We start from the raw sequence: 17,732 nt of genomic DNA, 5'->3' as shown, positions 1-17,732 counted from the left end.
GATCTGCAGCGCGGCCGACAGCGCCTTGGCGGTCTGGTCGGAAAGGGTTGCGTTGTCGTGTTCTGCAATCAGAAGAATAGCCATTGATGATATTCCTGACTTTCGTCTTCGCGGCTCCCTGAAATCCGGTCAGGCCGAATCGAAAACGGTTGGTTTCGAGAACCGGAGCGGAGCGTACTTCTGTACGTGAGCACCGGAAGCGGAGAAGCCAGCCGTTTGCAGGCCGGCCTCATCGGATTTCCTTACAGCACGCCGGCTTCGTTCTTCAGCTTGTCGACCAGCTCAGCGACGCTCTTGACCTTGACGCCTGCCTTGCGGCCGCTCGGCTCTTCGGTCTTGATGACCTTCAGCCGCGGCTTGACGTCGGCGCCGTAGTCGGCCGGGCTCTTCTCGTCGAGCTGCTTCTTCTTGGCCTTCATGATGTTGGGCAGCGAGGCATAGCGCGGCTGGTTGAGGCGAAGGTCGGCGGTAACGATCACCGGCATCTTCAGTTCCACCGTCTGCAGGCCGCCATCGACTTCGCGCGTCACCTTGGCCTTGTCGCCGTCGAGCACGATCTTGGAGGCGAAGGTGCCCTGCGCCCAGCCCAACAGTGCCGCCAGCATCTGGCCGGTCTGGTTGGAATCGTCGTCGATCGCCTGCTTGCCGAGGATGACGAGGCCGGGCTGCTCGGCGTCGACGACGCCCTTCAGCACCTTGGCGACGCCGAGCGGCTCGGTCTGTTCGTCGGTCTTGACCAGGATGGCGCGGTCGGCGCCCATGGCGAGCGCCGTGCGCAGGGTTTCCTGCGCCTGCTGCGGGCCGATCGAGACGACGATGATTTCTTCCGCCTTGCCAGCTTCCTTCAGCCGGATCGCTTCTTCAACCGCGATCTCGTCGAACGGGTTCATCGCCATCTTGACGTTGGCGAGCTCCACCGCCGAACCATCAGCCTTCACGCGAACCTTGACGTTCGCATCCACAACCCGCTTCACGGGCACAAGGATCTTCATTTGCCTGTCACCTCTTCACGCTAATTGGGCGCGCTATAACAGCCTGCGCCCGTTCTGAGTTGTCGAAAGCCGACATTCCAGGTGGAAATTCTGGCCGGATGGAAATTCTGGTCTTTGCCCGCCTTAGGTTGCGGCGGAGACGTTTCCGTAGTTGCGGCAACCCTGCACGTCAATACGCTGCAAGTGGCTCAAATCGGTTCAGTCCGAACTGGAAGCGTTTCCGCGTCCCCAGCGCGGTGTCGCGGCGGGTTGATCGGGGATCAGCGGTTCCGTGGCAACCGGCGGCTGGTCGGGAGCGGCGGGCGCGACGTCGTCGTCGGCGCCGGCAAACAGCGGCACGCCGCGGCTACGCAAGACAAGCACCAGAACGGCGCCGGCGATGATGCCGCCGATATGGCAGGCCCAGGAGATCTGATCCTCGCCGCCGGCGGCAAACATCACCACCTGGAAAAGGACCCACAGGATGAGCGGGATGAAGGCCGGAATGCGCAGCGGGATGCGGGCGAAGGCCAACACCCAGACCTTCACCCTGGGATAAAGGATCAGATAGGCGACGACCACGCCGGCGATGGCGCCCGAGGCACCGATCAGCGGCACCTGCGAGTCCCAGGCGACGAGGCCCTGGAAGGCGGCGCCGGCGATCGCGCACAACAGGTAGAAGATGAGGTAGCGGATGTGACCGAGCGCGTCCTCGACATTGTCGCCGAACACCCACAGGAACAGCATGTTGCCGCCGAGGTGGAAGATGTCGGCATGCAGGAAGGAATAGGTGAGGTAGCTCAGGCTTTCGGGGATGACGATAAAACGGGGATCGAGCTCTGCGGTGTCATGGACGACCGACGGGATGAAGCCGAGACCAAGCACGGCGGCATTGGAGAAACTCTCGCCGCCGAGCGCGGTGACGAGGTAGACCAGGGCGTTGGCCACGATCAGCCCGATGGTCACATATTGCAGGCGGATGTGGCGCAGCCTGTTGGTGTCGTAAAGCGGGATGAACATGCCCCAGGCCCTCTTCCGCTTTCGACAATCAGCGGTTCTTGCCGGGAACCCATAGCACGTCGGCGTTTCCGTTGTCATTGACCGCCCGGGCGGCGACAAACAGGAAATCCGAGACGCGGTTGATGTATTTCAGACCGTCACGGTTGACGTGCTCGTTCGGGTCCTGGGCCAGGGCGACCATCAGCCTTTCGGCTCGCCTTGCCACGGTGCGGGCAAGGTGAAGTGCCGCCGCCGCCGCTGTGCCGCCATTGAGCACGAAGGATTTGAGCGGCTGAAGCTCCTTGTTGAGAAGGTCGATGTCCTTTTCGACCCGGTCGGTCTGCACGGCGACGATGCGAAGCGGCTCATAGCCGAGCGGCTTGCCGTCGTCGGGTACGGCGAGATCGGCGCCGAGATCGAACAGATCGTTCTGGATGCGGGACAGCATGGCGTCGATCGCGGGATGGGCCGCGGCCGTGTGGACCCTGGCGATGCCGATGCAGGCATTGGCCTCGTCGACCGTGCCGTAGGCCTCTACCCGCAGATCGGATTTCAGCCGCCTCTCGCCGGTGCCGAGACCTGTGGTGCCATCATCGCCGGTGCGGGTGTAGATCTTGTTGAGCTTGACCATTTCGCCTCCCCGGCCGCCGGCATCCTCACTTGCGGGTGAAATACACCGCCAGCAGGATCAGCACCAGCGCCACGGCCTGCAGCATGACTCGTGCCTGCATCAGCTTGTTCGAGGTGACGCCGGAGCCGCCGCGCATCATGTTGATGAGGCCGCGAACAAGCACGACCGCAACGGCGACCATGACCAGAATGGCGAGAATGTTGAAGACGGTTGCCATTGCTTCGTTCCAGTTGGTTGGCGTTCAGGCGCGTTTGGCCATCAGGCGGTAAAGCATCGATGCCGGCAGGATGCGTCTGAGCACCGCGCCGATCCTGGCGGGCACTGTTACCACATAGTGCGGGCGTGGGCGCCGCGACAGAAGTGCATGGCGCAGCGCCGCATGAACCACTTCCGGCCCTGGCTTCAAGGCCGATTGGCTGCCGCCGGCCCGCAGTCGTTCGAGTTGCGCCGCATAGTCCACGCGGTGCACGGAATTCTCGTGGTCGATGTTGCTGAGAAACCAAATGAGGCCATTGCTGGCGATCTTCGACTTCACCGGCCCCGGCTCGATCAGCGAGACGTGGACGCCGCTGCCCGCCAGTTCCTGGCGCTGGCAGAGCATCAAGGCCTCCAGTGCGTGCTTCGACGCCGAATAGGCGCCGCGAAAGCGCACCGGCACGAGGCCAAGGATCGACGAACAGTGGACGATGCGGCCCTGACCCTGGCGGCGCATCACCGGCACCAGCCGGCGGGTCAAATCATGCCAGCCGAAGAAATTCGCCTCGAATTGCTGCTTGAGCGCGGCAACGGGCAGATCCTCGACGGCGCCCGGCTGCGCATACGCGCCGTTGTTGAACAGGGCGTCGAGCCGGCCGCCGGTGCGGTCGAGCACCGCCGTCACCAGCGCGGCGATGGAGTCCGGCTCGCAATAATCGAGATAGAAGGCCTCGATGCCATCGGCTTCGAGCGCGGCGATGTCCTGCGGCTTGCGCGCCGTTGCGAACACCCGCCAGCCCTCCGCCTTCAACGCGCGGGCGCAGTACGCGCCTATTCCCGAAGACGCACCGGTGATGATAATCGAGCGCAACTTCTGCGCCGGACTGTTCGTGGTTTCGCCAAGGGTTGCCATTTGCCGCAATCCCTTCCCATATTCCCGGCGTGGAGACAATTGGAGGGCGCGGTTCTTGTTGCGGAAGATCGTAGCCCTCAAGCGGGTCCTCTACGACGCACTTGGCCATTTCAACACCGATGACGGCTGGGCGATGGCCAGCCATCTGGCGATCACCTCGCTGATGGCGCTGTTCCCGTTCCTGATCTTCGCGACGACGCTGGCGAGCTTCCTCGGCGCGCAGGCGTTCTCCGACACGGCCGTGCATCTGGTCTTCGACACCTGGCCCGAACAGATCGCCAAGCCGATCGCGCGCGAAGTGCTCAATGTGCTGACCGTCAGGCGCACCGACCTTTTGACCTATGGTGTGGTGCTTGCGGCCTATTTTGCCTCGAACGGCATCGAGGCGCTGCGCACGTCGCTCAACCGCGCCTACCGCGTCTCGGAAACGCGCGGCATCATCTACCGCCGGGTGCAGAGCATCATCTTCGTTCTCATCGCCACGGCCGGTTTCCTGGCGATCAGCGTGCTCCTGGTGTTCGCGCCGCTGCTGGCGCGGCTCGCGGAAGCCCATATCGACTGGATCAAGCCCTATATGGGCACCATTACGCTATGGCGTTACGTCATCGCTTCGGCGGTCATTGTCGGCGGATTGTTTGCCGTCCATTTCTGGCTGCCGGCGGGCAAGCGCCGCTTCGTGTCGCTGGTGCCGGGCATCGTCTTCACGCTGGCGGCATGGCTTATCGGTTCGACCATCTTCGCCACCTATCTCGACCACTTCTCGTCCTATGTGACGACCTATGCCGGCCTGGCCTCGATCATGATCGCCGTGGTCTTCCTCTACATGGTGTCTGCGATCTTCATCCTCGGCGGCGAGCTCAATGCCGCGATCAGCCGCTACCTGGAGGCGCGTGCGCGGGTGGGATGACAGGTCGAATTGAGGAATTGAAGAATTGGAGAAAAAGGGGGCCATATCCGGCGCTGTCTGTGCTTCTTCCTCAATTCCTCAATTCCTCAATTCCTCAATTCCTCAATTCCTCAATTCCTCAATTCCACAGTTCTTCCCTTGGCCTGCCGCGCCGTTGCCAGGCCGACGCCGAATGTCGTGATCGCCATGCCGGAAATCTGAAGTGCGTTGAGCTGCTCGTCGAACAGGGCCCAGGCGATGATCGCCGTCACCGCCGGCACCAGGTAGAACAGCGAGGCCACCTTCGACATCTCGCCGTCGCGGATCATCACCATCAGCAGGAAGATGGCGCCGAGCGACAGCACCAGCACCAGCCAGGCCATGGCGAAGATCAGTTCGCCATTGATGACGACCGTGTGGGTTTCGAAGGCGAGGGAGGCGACGAGCATCAGCGAGCCACCGCCGACATATTGCCACATGGTCGCCGCGACGAGGTCGCCGCCGGAGGCAAAGCGCTTCTGCCAGATGGTGCCGGCGCTCATGCCGAGCACCGAAACCAGCGAGGCGGTCAATGTCGCCGCGGTCACGCCGCCGCCGAGCGCGCCGAGCTTCGGCCACAGCACGATGACGATACCGATGAGGCCGATGCCAAGGCCAAGCCAGTGACGCGGCAGGATCGCCTCGCCGAGGAATTTGCCGGCCAGCACCGCCGTGATCAGCGGCTGCAGGCCGACGATGAGGGCCGAAAAGCCGGCCGGCATGCCCCTGTGGATGGCCCAGAACACAGCGCCGAGATAGACGCCATGCATCAGGATGCCCGCGCCGGTGGCATGCAGCGCCTCCTCGCGGGTGGCTTTTTTCGAACCCAATACAAGCATCAGGACGGCCAGCAGGATGGCGGCGATGACGAACCGCGCGGCGAGGAAGGTGAACGGCTCCGCCCATGGCATGGCGTAGCGCGCGCCAATGAAGCCGGTCGCCCACAGAACGACGAAGGTGGCGGGAATGAACCGCTTGATGCTGTGCATGTTCCGGAGTCCGCCGCACTGGAGAGAATTGCCGTGGCGATGCTCTAATCCCGTTCACCCCGGCGCGCAAAGCGAAACGGTTGATCCATAGATCACCGGAATTCAACGCCGGCCCATCTGGGGGTGGCTTCTTGGTCTCACCGGGCTCAAAGCCCGACCATTCGCCTGATGTCGTCAGGCGATGCGCCGGCATGGCGCAAGGCGGCAAGGCCGGTATCGCCCAGGCTCTTCGACAGCTTTCGTCCGTCGGGCCCGAGGATGAGGCGATGATGGAAATAGGCCGGTTGCGGCAGTCCCAGGAGTTGCTGCAGCAGGCGCTGCACGCCGGTGGCGGAAAACAGATCTCGTCCGCGCACGACGTGGCTGACGCCTTGCAGGGCATCGTCCATGACGACGGCGAGGTGGTAGCTGGTCGGGATATCGCGGCGCGCCACGATCACGTCGCCCCAGTCCTGCGGACGGGCTTCGATCGAGCGTGTCGCGGAAAGCGTCTCGTCGGCGAATTCGGTCCAAGACAGGTCCTTGCCGACACGCGCCAAGGCGGCATCGACATCCAGCCGCCAGGCGAAGGGCGCATTCCCGGCGATCCGCCGCTGGCGTTCCTTGACTGGCAGCGCCTTGTCAGCGGCGGGGTAGAGCGGCACGCCATCGGGATCGCGCGGCCAGTCGCGCCCACGCTTTTCACTGTCGGTGATGAAGGCGCGGATCTCGCCACGGCTCATGAAGGCGGGATAGACGAGTTCCTCCCGGACCAGCCGCTCGAGCACCGCCTGGTATTCGGCGAAATGCTCGGATTGGCGGCGCACCGGCTCTTCCCAGCCAAGCCCCAGCCATTTCAGGTCGGCAAGCACGCCGGCCTCGAATTGCGGCGTGCAGCGCGTCGTGTCGATATCCTCGATGCGCAGCAGCAGGCGGCCGTCCGCCCGTGCCGCCAGCTTCTGGTTGAGCAGCGCCGAATAGGCGTGGCCGAGATGCAGGTCGCCATTGGGGCTGGGCGCGAAGCGGAATGTCAGGAGTGTCATCTCTGCGGCGGCAATCGGGTTGTGCGGCGGTTTTGCCAATTGCTACCGTGCTGCCGGTTCAGGAACAAGAAAGCATGCAGCGTATCGCGACATCAGACGACATTGCCCGGGGGCTCGATGCGCTTTGCGTGATCGACCCGCGCCTGGAAAAGGTGCGCGGCATGGCCGGCGAAGTGCCGCTGCGGCTGTCCGAACCGGGGTTTCGAAGCCTGGCGTCGATCGTCGTCTCGCAGCAAGTGTCCCGCGCCAGCGCCGATGCGATCTTCGGCCGGCTGACCAAGCTCGTCGATCCGCTGACGCCGCAGGCGATCCTGGCCGCCGGCGAGGACATGTTTCGCGAGGCCGGCCTGTCGCGGCCGAAGCAGCGCGGCCTGATCGCAATTGCCCAGGCCGTGGTCGACGGCCTCGACCTGCATCACCTCTGTTCGCTCGATGCCGAGGAGGCGATCACGACGATGACGGCGGTGTCCGGCATCGGCCCGTGGACTGCGGAAGTGTACCTGTTGTTTGCTGCCGGGCACCCCGACATTTTCCCCGCGCGTGATGTCGCGCTGCAGAGCGCGGTCGGCCACGCGCTCGGCATCGAGCCGCGTCCGCCTGAGAAAACGCTGATCGCATTGGCCGAATCATGGAGCCCGTGGCGAGGTGTCGCATCGCGGCTTTTCTGGTCCTATTATCGTGAAACCAGAGGGCGGGACGCCGCGCCGCCGGCCTGAATCCGCGAAAAATCATAAAAATCATGCATTTTTGGCGCTTCAGCGACGCGACAATCCGCTTCACATCCCTGTCATGTCGGGCTTACAGTATCCGTGCCGTTCGGGTCTAGAACCAAGGAGGTGAACACGTGACGGTTGCCGTATCTCCGGATGGGCTTCCAGCACTGGTGCTGAATGCGGATTACCGTCCGCTCAGCTATTACCCCTTGTCGCTCTGGTCGTGGCAGGACGCCATCAAGGCGGTGTTCCTCGACCGGGTGAACATCGTCGCCGAATACGAGCACGCCGTCTCCTCGCCGACCTTCTCGATGAAGCTGCCGAGCGTTGTCAGTCTTAAGGCCTATGTGAAGCCCTCCAGGCACCCGGCCTTCACCCGCTTCAACGTCTTCCTGCGCGATCGCTTCCAGTGCCAATATTGCGGCACGCCGGAGGACCTGACCTTCGATCACGTCATTCCCCGCCATCGCGGCGGCGCGACGACGTGGGAGAATGTCGTTGCCGCCTGTTCGCCGTGCAATTTGAGGAAGGGCGGCATGATGCCGGCGCATGCCAAGATGTGGCCGCTGCAGAAGCCTTTCCAGCCGACGGTGCACGATCTGCACAACAATGGCCGCCTGTTCCCGCCCAACCATCTGCATGAAAGCTGGATGGATTATCTCTACTGGGATGTCGAACTCGAACCATAGAGTTCGGCACAAATCCGCCATGCTGGCCGCCTGACGCAGCTTTCTGCGCTTCCGGTGCTCACGTACTTCAGTACGCTCCGCTCCGGTTCTCGAAAGCCGCGCCTATCCGACTCAGCCCGGCGAATTTTTGCGCGAACTCTGCGTCACGCCGTTCAATCGAATTGGCTTAGTCGCGGGTGAGGGCGCCGCGGAAAGCGACGGCGGCGAGGATCAGGCTGGCGATGGCGTTCCAGCCGGCCAGCGACAGGCCGAGGATGCGCAAGGCGGCCTTGTCGCAGGATGGCGGCACGAATTTGTCGAGCGCGTCGAGCACGCCCTTGCCGCCGGTGTCGACCGGCCCGGCGCCCGCCGTGCAGTCGGTCGGGCCGGCCCACCACTGCCATTCGACACCGGAGTGGTAGACGCCGAGATAGAGGCCGTAGAGCATCAGGATGCCGCCGACGGCCAGCAGGCCGCGCGTCAGCCAGCTGGGTGCGTGCAGCATCGACGCAATCACCGCCAGCACCATCAGCGGCACGCCGATATAGTAGGGCGTGCGCTGTTCGAGGCAGAGGTGGCAGGGGATGTAGCCGCCGAGATACTGGAAGCCGAGCGCCGAGCCGACGGTGGCGGCCATGGCGACGGCGAGGAACAAGGCGGTCAGCGTGCGCTGGCGTCCGGTGTCGGCATTCATGGTCGCTGTCATTTCAATCGGTCCGTCCGGCTCGCAATGGTAATGTTCAGAACGCGTATTTGACCAGGATATAGAGCAAAATCAGGGCAACCGCGCCGGCGCCGGCGATCAGGCCGAGGCGCTTTTCGATGAATTCGCGGATCGGTTCGCCATAGCGGCGCAGCAGCCAGGCGAGCAGCAGGAAGCGGGCGCCGCGGGCCACGATCGCCAGTACGATGAACAGCAGCAAATTGACGCCGATGACACCGGACAGGATCGTCACCACCTTGATCGGCGGCAGGTGGGCGGCACCCGATGTGATCAGCATCAGGACGATGAAGCCGACGCCGGCGCCCGCGCGCAGTTGCTCGAACTCGTCGTACTTGCCGTAGAATTCGAGGATCGGCCTGGCGACCGCGTCATAGGCATAGTGGCCGATGAACCAGCCGGCGATGCCGCCCAGCACCGAGGCGACGGTGGCGATCAGCGCATAGCGGTAGGCGCGGTCCGGCCGCGACAGCGCCATCGGCAGATAGAGCACGTCGGCCGGCACCAGGAACACCGAGCTTTCGACGAAGGCGATGAAGGCCAGCCACCATTCGGCGGATTTGCGGGCCGCCAGCGACAGGGTCCAGTCGTAAAGTCCGCGAAGCATCGGCACTCCTAATGCGTGTCGTTCAATTGCAGGCAGGTTGGGGTGTAACGGCATGCACAGAACAAAGACCCAGCGCACGCCATCCGTCCCCGCAGACGTGCCGCGCTTTGATGCGCCGCCTGTCTAGAAAGATTTTCCGCGCTGCACAATGGCAGCCCCGTCACGAAATCGAAAGGCGCAGTTTGGTCGCATCCGAGGCGACGAGGAATTGGCCAGTTGACGAACAGGCCTCCAACCGTATAGTCCCGCGCCATCCAGGCCGCCCGGCCTGAGCCCCTATGGCGGAATTGGTAGACGCGCTCGACTCAAAATCGAGTTCCGCAAGGAGTGCTGGTTCGATCCCGGCTAGGGGCACCACCCTTCGCTCTCCGAGCTTCGGGTGGCGGGCCACTCGAAGTTCAATAGACGAAGGGCGTCACGGTCGCTTTGGTTCCCGATACGTCTCAGCAGGCGATCAACACGCTTTGCGCGCCACGCTGGGGTCGCCGTCATTGGCTGGGCCGATCTCGCCAGCTGCCAGCAATTCGTCGAATGTCCGTTCTAGGTCGGCGCTGTCATCGGCTGCCGGTCCGCTGGGCGGATCCTGGCGTGTCAGCGTTTCCAGCCTTTGGTGAAGCTGGCGGTTCTCGTTGCGGCAACGGGCATGCGCGAGTTCGTCGGTCATGCCGCGCAAGCGGAGATCGGCGAGTTGAACCTTCACCGCGCCACAGTCCCGGCGCGCCGCGTCGCGCTCCTGGCGTAATTTCGCAATCTCGGTTTCCGAGGTTTGGCGCCGATGCTCGGCCACGTCCTCGGCGCGCTGCCCGGCGCTCGGCGTTGCGCGGACCACGCTTTGATCGGGGGCGCTGCGCTGGAGCAAGCGCAACCTCTTTTCAAGTTCCACGGCCCGTTCCTGCGCGGCGGCGGCGCAATCGCCGAGAACGCCGCGCTGATGCTCGACCGTGGACAGCCGCGCCTGCAGGTCCTGCTGTACAAGCATCTGCGCAGATAGTTTGCCGGTCAGTCGTTCGTTGTGGAGCTGATAGTCCGCGACCTTGGAACGAAGCAGCATGGCGGCCTGTTGCAAGCTGGCGAGCCGCGATGCAACGTCCTCACGCGCCTGCTCGGCGGCTTGCCTGGCCATGGTCTCGTCGCGGAGTTGCCCCGACACGCGCGCCAGGTTCCGTCCCAGGCGCTCGACCTCGACATTCGCTTCGAGGAACCGTGTTGCGCGCTGGCCGGCATGCCTATCCGCCTGCGCAATGGTCTGCCGTGCCCTGTTGAGTTGGACCTCCAGGTCGGCGATGGTCTTGCTTGCGATCGATAGCTCGCGCGATTTTCGCCCAAGCTCTTTCGAGGTGCGATCCTGCAAGCGTTGCAGCTTCGCCACCTCTTCCTGCAAGTCCCATTTGTCCGTATCGGGAGCGTCGGCATCGTGCGTTTGCGCATCGAACCTGGCCACATAGTCCTCAACCAACGACCACGCCAAGTCGTCATCGTTGGACAAGAGCGAGGAGCCGCGCATGGCGTGGGCCTGACTCGAGCCCGTCCGGGCCGAAGTCGAGCCGAGGGAGGCGGCCAGCGTGTCTGACTGGGCCAATCCGGTCACGGGCTCCTCTTCGAAGAGAGGCAAAGCTTGATGCGTGGCGGCTCGGATGCTTCGAATCAGTTCTTCGAAGTCTTCGTCGGCCCTTCGGACAACGGCGCTGTCGTTCGCACTGATGTGCCGGGCGCCGTTGGCCTCATGATTCAGCGACATTTTTCTCTCATCGCGGACCGAATCACTAGACTATCGTGCATCAAGCACAAGAATGCGAGTAGATCTTGCCGGGTTTCACCGGAAAATTGCTGCAAGAAATCTCGTTTTTTTGAAGCGGAAGTCGATCTTAGCGCTTGCCTCTTGGGCAATCGAAGTAAAGTCCCGGCCACCTCTGTGTCAAATATTGCAGCGAAAATGTGCCATCCTTCCAGAACCGCACCCTTGCCTTTTCTCAGCGCCGCCCCAACAAGCTCTTCATGCGGTTGCGCAGCAGGCGGGCCATGTTGCGGGTTTCGCGGTAGAGGTGCAGTTGCGAGGCGGCCTGGCGGGTGAGGCGGTCGGCGTCCGGCGTCAGGCCGATCACCAGCGTGCCCATCGGCTTGCGCTCGGCCCATAGCCGGCTCATCACCGGATGGTCGGGCACGGCGCAGGAATCGGTCATCATGATGTTGGGATCGTCGAGATGCTGCCTGGTCACCTCGATCATCAGCAAGGTGCCCGGCGAATAGCTGGCCAGCGTCTCGTCATAGGCGGTCTTCCAGGTGTAGGCGATGCCGGCTTCGACGAAGACGATCAGGCAGGCAATGGTGCGGCCGTCGAGCGTCAGCGAATGGATGCGGCACATGTCCTGCTCGGCCAGCCGGTGCACGGCCTCGCGGGCGAAGGCGGCGCGGAAACGGTCGATCGCCATGGCGGTGCGTTCCCGGCCCTTCCAGCCGGCCGCCTCCAGCGTCAGGAAGTTCTCGATGGCGTGGCGGATGTCTTCGGGGCCGCGCGCCACGACATGCTCCAGCCTGCCGAGGTCGCCGAGGCGCCGCTTCAGCCGCCGGAACTCGCGATAATGGTGCGAACGCAGCGAGGCCTTCAGATAGTCATCGCCGTCGCGCTCGCTTTCCAGCGCCGGGCGCAGGGTCTGGCCGGTGGTGACCAGCATCAGGCCGCGCGTCTCGGCCACGGTGGCAAACAGGCTCGCCACCGGGCCATCGAGCCGGACATCGGGCAGGACGAACACTTTCGGCAGCTTGAGATGCGGGCGCGACAGCATCGAGAAGAAATCCTCGACGACGCCCACCGGGTCGTCGCGGTCGACCAGCGGCGTGCCGAGCGGACCGAACGGGCTCGACCATGTGCGCATCACCGGCACGCCGAGCGGCACCACCGGCCGTTCCACCGAGAACGGCACCAGAAGGCGCAGCCGGTTGCGGTATTCGTCGCCGTCGCGGATGACCGCCAGCCGCACCTCGCGATCCTCCAGCCGCGGCATGGCGGGCGCAAGGAAACGCGGGTTGAAGAACACGTTGGGCTCGACCGTGCGGGCGCAGAGATAATCCAGTTCCTCGACCAGGTCGAAGCCGGCGGATGCCGGGTAGATGGCGAGCTTGCGCTCGGGCCGGTTGTTGGCGAGAATCTCGATATGGGCGGGGTCGGCGTCACGGGTCAGCCCGGCAAGGCCCGACACCATGGCGCCGGCGGTGCCGCCGCTGGTTTCCTCAAGCAACGGGATGGCAGCCATCACGCGGCTCCTTTCGCAGGCACGAAGATAAGCATGACGATGCCGAGCTTGCGCCACACCGTGAAGGACAGCGCGCCGGCTTCGAAGATCATGGCAAAGGCGGTGGCCATGGCCGCGCCCCACAGGCCGAACATCGGGATCAGCATCACGTTGAGGGCGATGTTGAAGGCCAGCGTCATGGCATAGACGGCGGCGCAGATGTTCTGGTTGCCGCTCATCGTCAGCAGGCTTTCGCAGGGGCCGACGGCGGCGCGCGCCGCGACGCCGAAGACGAGCAGGAACAGCAAGGGATAGCCGCTGCTGAATTCCGGGCCGAACAGCACCAGCATCGGCTCGCCGAGCGCCAGCACAAGCAGCGCCATCAACAGCGAAGGCCAGAACGTCCACGACACCGTCTCGCGGGCAAAGGCGGCGAGCCTTTGCGGGTCGCCATGGGTGAACTGGGCGTAGCGCTGGGCAACGCCGGCCTTGACGGCGAAGTAGACGAAATGCACCAGCGCCAGCGTCTTCACCGTGGCGAAATAGACGGCGACGTCATTGGGGTCCATATAGGCGCCGACCATCAGCACGTCGGCATTGGTCAGCAGGAAGAAGAAGCTCTCGACCAGGAAGATCGGCAGCGAGACGATGAACCATTGCGCGAAATGGACCTTCATCGGCCCGGCCGGAATCTGCCGTTCCATGCGCTGGGTGACACCGATAAGCTGGCCGAGCGTTGTGGCGTAGGTGGCGGCGATCGAAGCAAAGATTGCGGTCCTGGCATCGGGTGCGTAGCCCGCCAACAGCATCAGCGCCATGAACAGCAGGATCAGCACCGGTCGCACCAGATAGGTCGGCGACAGGGCAAACAGCGCCCAGCTGTTGGCGCGTGCCAGGCCCGACAGGAGGTCGGACATGGCGATCATCGGCAGGCAGATGACGCCGAGGATGAACGGGATCACATAGTAGCTCTCGATCCAGGGTGCCGCCAGCCAGACGCCGAGCGCGCCGAGCCCGGCAATCAGCGTCGAGGCGATCAGCACGAACAGACGGCTGGCCAGCACGATGCCGCGCAACTCGTCCATCAAGCCGCGCTCGCGGTATTCGGGAATGTAGCGGATGACGGAGGTGTGGAAGCCCAGGCAGGCGAGATTGCCGACGATGACCATCGTCACCCAGACTAAGACGAAGATGCCGTACTCGAACGAGCCCATCCAGCGTGCCATCAGCACCTGGCTGACGAAGGCAATGACGGCGCTGACGATGCGGACCGAGAAGGCGATGACCGACATGCGGCTGGCCTCGCCGCGCTCGTCGGCGGTGAACAGCACGGCATCGATGCGGCCAAGCAACGGCCCCATGCGCAGCGCCCAACGCTGCGGCAAGAACCGCCCGGCAGTCGTGGCCGCGGAAAAGCGCACCCCGATTTCTCTCCGTTTTCCGCTTCTTTTTCAGGCGTTGGTGTAGCGGAGACACATTAAGAAACGGTTGGGTGAGAAGTTCCTTCGCCCCGTCCCTATACGGGGAGAACGTGCCGGCAGGCGGGTGAGGGGCGGCGCAGGCGTTTGAGGTTGCGCCGCTGTTTCATCATCGCCGAGGCGCGCAGCACGGAGACGTTGCCGATCAGGATAGCACCCGGCTTTATCGCAAGATCGTGCCTCAGATGGTGCCTTGGCTGCCAGAGGATGAGGCCGCGCAGCTGAAGTTCGAGTTCGAGGCGGCTTAGTCGGCGGGACATCGCCCCCCTCTGGCCTGCCGGCCATCTCCCCCTCAGGTGGGGAGATTGGCTAATCGCGAACGTCGGCACTCCAGCCCTTCGCTATCGCTCCGGGCGTTCGTCGTTCGAAAAGCCAAGCAATTGGCTTTTCGTCCGTTACGCGGACCACGCCTCACCCCCGTGAACGGGGAGAAGGAAAAGCGCCCCTTACGCAAACGCCCCGTGGCAGTGCTTGTACTTCTTTCCCGATCCGCAGGGGCAGGCTTCGTTGCGGCCGACTTTGCCCCAGGTGGCCTGGTTGTCGGGGTCGCGGTCTTCGGGGGCGACGATTGCGGTTGTCTCCGGGCGGACCAGGAGGGCGGTTTCGCCGCCTTCGAAGTCGTTTTCGCCGGTGGTGCCGTCGATATGGGTGCCGAACATGTCGGGGGCTTCCGGAGGCGGCGCTTCGGCGGCCTGACGGACCAGTTCGACGCGCATCAGCTGCGCGGTGACGGCCTGGCGCAGATTGCCAAGCATGGCCTGGAAGAGTTCGAACGCCTCGCCCTTGTACTCCTGCAGCGGATCGCGCTGGGCGTAGCCGCGGAAGCCGACGACCGAACGCAGATGGTCGAGATTGACGATGTGCTCGCGCCACAGATGGTCGAGCGTCTGCAGCACTACCGAGCGCTCGACGTAATTCATCACCTCGGGGCCAAAACGCTCGGCGCGCTCCTTGGCGGCGGCTTCGGCGGCCTGCGCGATGCGCTCGCGGATGTCGTCCTCGGCGATGCCCTCTTCCTTGGCCCAGTCCTCGACCGGCAGGTCGAGGTTCAGGAACTCGGCGATCTCGGCCTTCAGTCCGGCAACGTTCCACTGCTCGGCATAGGCGTTTTCGGGAATGGCCTTGGCGACGATCTCGTCGATGACGCCTTCGCGCATCTCGGCGATCGTTTCGGAGAGGCCTTCGCCGTCCATCAGTTCGATGCGCTGCTCGAACACCACCTTGCGCTGGTCGTTGGAGACGTCGTCATATTTCAACAGGTTCTTGCGGATGTCGAAGTTGCGCGCCTCGACCTTCTTCTGCGCCTTTTCCAGCGCCTTGTTGATCCACGGATGGATGATCGCCTCGTCTTCCTTGAGGCCGAGCTTCTGCAGCATGCCGTCCATGCGCTCGGAGCCGAAGATGCGCATCAGATCGTCTTGCAGGGACAGGAAGAATTTCGAGCGGCCGGGGTCGCCCTGGCGACCGGAGCGGCCACGCAGCTGGTTGTCGATGCGGCGCGATTCGTGGCGTTCGGTGGCCAGCACATAGAGGCCGCCGGCGGCCAATGCCTTTTCCTTCAGCCGCTCAATGTCGGCAATGATTTCCTTTTCCCGCGCCTCGCGTTCGGGGCCGGCCGGCATGTCGCCCAGCTCTTCCTCGATCCGCATCTCGGCATTGCCGCCGAGCTTGATGTCGGTGCCGCGGCCGGCCATGTTGGTGGCGATGGTGATGGCGCCGGGCTTGCCGGCCTGGGCGACGATCGCCGCCTCGCGCTCGTGATGGCGGGCGTTCAGCACTTCGAAATCGGTAAAACCTTCCTTGCGCAGGCGCTCGGCCAGCTGCTCGGACTTTTCGATGGAGGTGGTGCCGACCAGCGTCGGCTGGCCCTTGGCGCTGGCTTCGCGGATCTCCCTGACGATCGCCTTGTATTTCTCCTCGACCGTCCGGTAGACCTCGTCGTCCTCGTCGATGCGGATCACCGGCAGATTGGTCGGGATCTCGGTGACTTCGAGGCCGTAGATGTTGCCGAATTCCTCGGCCTCGGTCAGCGCCGTGCCGGTCATGCCGGACAGCTTCTTGTAGAGGCGGAAATAGTTCTGGAAGGTGACGGAGGCGAGCGTCTGGTTCTCCGGCTGGATCGCCACATGCTCCTTGGCTTCGAGCGCCTGGTGCAGGCCTTCCGAATAGCGGCGGCCCGGCATCATGCGGCCGGTGAACTCGTCGATGATGACGATCTCGCCGTTGCGGACGATATAGTCCTTGTCCTTCTGGAACAGCCGGTGCGCCTTCAGCGCGTTGTTGACGTGGTGGACGATGGCGACGTTCTCGACGTCGTAGAGCGACTCGCCCTTGAGCAGGCCGGCGTCGCGCAAAAGGTTCTCGAGCTTCTCGGTGCCTTCCTCGGTGAAGATCGAGGTCTTCTGCTTCTCGTCGATCTCATAATCCTGCGGCTGCAGCTGGATGATGAAGGTGTCGATGGTGTTGTACATTTCCGAACGGTCCTCGAGCGGACCGGAAATGATCAACGGCGTGCGTGCCTCGTCGACCAGGATGGAATCGACTTCGTCGACGATCGCGTAATTGTGACCGCGCTGCACCATCTGGGCGCGCTCGTATTTCATGTTGTCGCGCAGATAGTCGAAGCCGAGCTCGTTGTTGGTGGCGTAGGTGACATCGGCGGCGTAGGCGGCGCTGCGCTCCTCGTCGGACAGGCCGTGGACGATGACGCCGACCGAGAGGCCGAGGAATTTGTAGACGCGGCCCATCCATTCGGAGTCGCGGGTGGCCAGATAGTCGTTGACGGTGACGACGTGGACGCCCTTGCCGGCAAGCGCGTTGAGGTAGACCGGCAGCGTCGCGACCAGGGTCTTGCCCTCGCCAGTGCGCATCTCGGCAATGCCGCCATTGTGCAGCACCATGCCGCCGATCAGCTGGACATCGAAGGGGCGCATGCCGAGCACGCGGCGCGCGGCCTCGCGGGCGGTGGCGAAGGCCGGCACCAACAGATCGTCGAGCGTGGCGCCGTTGGCGATGTCCTGGCGGAATTTCGCGGTGCGGCCGACCAATTCCTCATCGGAAAGCGCCCGCATCTCGTTTTCCATGGCGTTGATCGCCTCGACACGGGGCCGGGTCGATTTGACCCGACGGTCGTTGGAGGAACCGAAAACCTTACGGGCGAGACCGCCGAGACTGACCATCCAATGGTCCTTTCGATAGAATTCTCAATCTTGAGATGAGCGCCGGGCGGCCCCATCAATTCCACGTGAACGTGGACAAACACAAAAAGCGCCCGGAAAACGGTTCTGGACGCAAAGTCGTTGGACAGATAAGAGGGGGCTCAACTGATGTCAACGCCGCGCTGGCCCTGCTGGCTGCGCCAAATTCCGCCACAATCTGGCCGATCTGGAAGCACCCCTCTTAACAATCCCCACCGGAGTCCCCCTATGTCCCTGTTGTTTCGCCGCGCGTCGCTCGCCAGCCTTGGCTTGGCCGTCGGCCTGTCGGCCCTTTCGCTCTCGCCTGTGACGGCGCAGCAAACCGCTCCCGCTCCGGCGGATGCAGCAGCGCCAGCCGCGGCACCGGTCGATCCCAATAAGGTTATCGCCACGGTCAACGGTCAGCCCCTGACCGAAGCAGATCTGGTGCTTGCCGAAGGGGAATTGTCGCAGCAGTTTGCACAATTGCCGCC

18 protein-coding genes, 1 tRNA gene and 1 pseudogene are annotated in these 17,732 nt (G+C 63.8%); 6 read left to right on the top strand and 14 right to left on the bottom strand.

The features are described from left to right. Positions 1-190, top strand: a 190-nt coding sequence (locus tag EN932_RS38355) for a hypothetical protein (RefSeq protein ID WP_206618924.1), incomplete at its 5' end; no start/stop codon positions are given. Positions 191-242: 52 nt separating this feature from the next. Here EN932_RS38355 and EN932_RS11095 read toward each other — a convergent pair. The 5 genes from EN932_RS11095 to EN932_RS11075 form a co-directional block, all read right to left on the bottom strand. Further along, the gene (locus tag EN932_RS11095; RefSeq protein WP_013529425.1) at positions 243-992 is read right to left on the bottom strand and encodes an electron transfer flavoprotein subunit beta/FixA family protein; all 750 of its coding nucleotides are present in this window, start codon (positions 990-992) and stop codon (positions 243-245) included. A gap of 198 nt (positions 993-1,190) precedes the next feature. After that, complete coding sequence (locus tag EN932_RS11090) at positions 1,191-1,991, bottom strand: rhomboid family intramembrane serine protease (protein WP_013529426.1); 801 nt, start codon at positions 1,989-1,991, stop codon at positions 1,191-1,193. 28 nt (positions 1,992-2,019) lie between these two features. Then, the gene (locus EN932_RS11085; RefSeq protein WP_013529427.1) at positions 2,020-2,601 is read right to left on the bottom strand and encodes a cob(I)yrinic acid a,c-diamide adenosyltransferase; all 582 of its coding nucleotides are present in this window, start codon (positions 2,599-2,601) and stop codon (positions 2,020-2,022) included. Between the two features lie 25 nt (positions 2,602-2,626). Beyond that, positions 2,627-2,818, bottom strand: coding sequence for a twin transmembrane helix small protein (locus tag EN932_RS11080; protein ID WP_013529428.1), 192 nt, complete (start codon positions 2,816-2,818; stop codon positions 2,627-2,629). A gap of 24 nt (positions 2,819-2,842) precedes the next feature. Next, positions 2,843-3,709, bottom strand: coding sequence for an SDR family oxidoreductase (locus EN932_RS11075; protein ID WP_013529429.1), 867 nt, complete (start codon positions 3,707-3,709; stop codon positions 2,843-2,845). Positions 3,710-3,764: 55 nt separating this feature from the next. Here EN932_RS11075 and EN932_RS11070 point away from each other — a divergent pair, with 55 nt between their 5' ends. Next, positions 3,765-4,616, top strand: a complete 852-nt coding sequence (locus EN932_RS11070; RefSeq protein ID WP_013529430.1) for a YihY/virulence factor BrkB family protein — start codon at positions 3,765-3,767, stop codon at positions 4,614-4,616. A 110-nt stretch (positions 4,617-4,726) separates the two neighbouring features. Here the strand turns inward: EN932_RS11070 and EN932_RS11065 are convergent, their stop codons facing one another. Then, positions 4,727-5,623, bottom strand: coding sequence for a DMT family transporter (locus EN932_RS11065; protein WP_013529431.1), 897 nt, complete (start codon positions 5,621-5,623; stop codon positions 4,727-4,729). Between the two features lie 146 nt (positions 5,624-5,769). Further along, entirely contained in the window at positions 5,770-6,645 is an 876-nt protein-coding gene (gene gluQRS, locus EN932_RS11060) for a tRNA glutamyl-Q(34) synthetase GluQRS (protein WP_013529432.1), read from the bottom strand. A gap of 74 nt (positions 6,646-6,719) precedes the next feature. Here gluQRS and EN932_RS11055 point away from each other — a divergent pair, with 74 nt between their 5' ends. Next, positions 6,720-7,361, top strand: coding sequence for a DNA-3-methyladenine glycosylase (locus tag EN932_RS11055; protein ID WP_013529433.1), 642 nt, complete (start codon positions 6,720-6,722; stop codon positions 7,359-7,361). 128 nt (positions 7,362-7,489) lie between these two features. Continuing rightward, on the top strand, positions 7,490-8,047 hold the full coding sequence (locus tag EN932_RS11050; protein ID WP_006328497.1) for an HNH endonuclease: 558 nt from the start codon (positions 7,490-7,492) through the stop codon (positions 8,045-8,047). Between the two features lie 166 nt (positions 8,048-8,213). Here EN932_RS11050 and EN932_RS11045 read toward each other — a convergent pair whose 3' ends face one another. Both EN932_RS11045 and EN932_RS11040 read right to left on the bottom strand, forming a co-directional pair. After that, complete coding sequence (locus EN932_RS11045; RefSeq protein ID WP_013529434.1) at positions 8,214-8,732, bottom strand: disulfide bond formation protein B; 519 nt, start codon at positions 8,730-8,732, stop codon at positions 8,214-8,216. A 34-nt stretch (positions 8,733-8,766) separates the two neighbouring features. Next, positions 8,767-9,354 carry a YqaA family protein gene (locus tag EN932_RS11040; protein WP_013529435.1) on the bottom strand — a complete coding sequence of 196 codons (588 nt, stop codon included), beginning with the start codon at positions 9,352-9,354 and terminating at the stop codon, positions 8,767-8,769. A 272-nt stretch (positions 9,355-9,626) separates the two neighbouring features. On the opposite strand from EN932_RS11040, the gene EN932_RS11035 reads away from it, so the two are divergent. Further along, a tRNA-Leu gene (locus tag EN932_RS11035) sits at positions 9,627-9,711 on the top strand. Between the two features lie 97 nt (positions 9,712-9,808). Here the strand turns inward: EN932_RS11035 and EN932_RS11030 are convergent. The 5 genes from EN932_RS11030 to secA all read right to left on the bottom strand — a co-directional run bounded on the left by EN932_RS11030 (position 9,809) and on the right by secA (position 17,241). After that, positions 9,809-11,092 carry a hypothetical protein gene (locus EN932_RS11030; protein WP_013529436.1) on the bottom strand — a complete coding sequence of 428 codons (1,284 nt, stop codon included), beginning with the start codon at positions 11,090-11,092 and terminating at the stop codon, positions 9,809-9,811. A gap of 232 nt (positions 11,093-11,324) precedes the next feature. Next, positions 11,325-12,605 carry a GNAT family N-acetyltransferase gene (locus tag EN932_RS11025; RefSeq protein ID WP_013529437.1) on the bottom strand — a complete coding sequence of 427 codons (1,281 nt, stop codon included), beginning with the start codon at positions 12,603-12,605 and terminating at the stop codon, positions 11,325-11,327. Next, positions 12,605-14,005 carry a lipopolysaccharide biosynthesis protein gene (locus EN932_RS11020; RefSeq protein ID WP_013529438.1) on the bottom strand — a complete coding sequence of 467 codons (1,401 nt, stop codon included), beginning with the start codon at positions 14,003-14,005 and terminating at the stop codon, positions 12,605-12,607. The genes EN932_RS11025 and EN932_RS11020 overlap by 1 nt, the downstream gene beginning before the upstream one ends. Before the next feature lie 95 nt (positions 14,006-14,100). Continuing rightward, entirely contained in the window at positions 14,101-14,322 is a 222-nt protein-coding gene (locus EN932_RS11015) for a hypothetical protein (RefSeq protein ID WP_127369018.1), read from the bottom strand. A 186-nt stretch (positions 14,323-14,508) separates the two neighbouring features. Continuing rightward, positions 14,509-17,241: a preprotein translocase subunit SecA gene (secA, locus tag EN932_RS11010; RefSeq protein WP_127384731.1), complete on the bottom strand. Its 2,733-nt coding sequence runs from the start codon at positions 17,239-17,241 to the stop codon at positions 14,509-14,511. Between the two features lie 246 nt (positions 17,242-17,487). Here secA and EN932_RS11005 point away from each other — a divergent pair. After that, positions 17,488-17,732 (top strand): annotated as a pseudogene (locus EN932_RS11005) (peptidylprolyl isomerase); the annotation flags it as partial.

It is taken from the genome of Mesorhizobium sp. M7A.F.Ca.US.002.01.1.1, assembly GCF_004022955.1.
GTDB classification, from domain to species: Bacteria; Pseudomonadota; Alphaproteobacteria; order Rhizobiales; family Rhizobiaceae; genus Mesorhizobium; species Mesorhizobium ciceri.
This window is presented reverse-complemented; position numbering and strand designations above follow the sequence as displayed.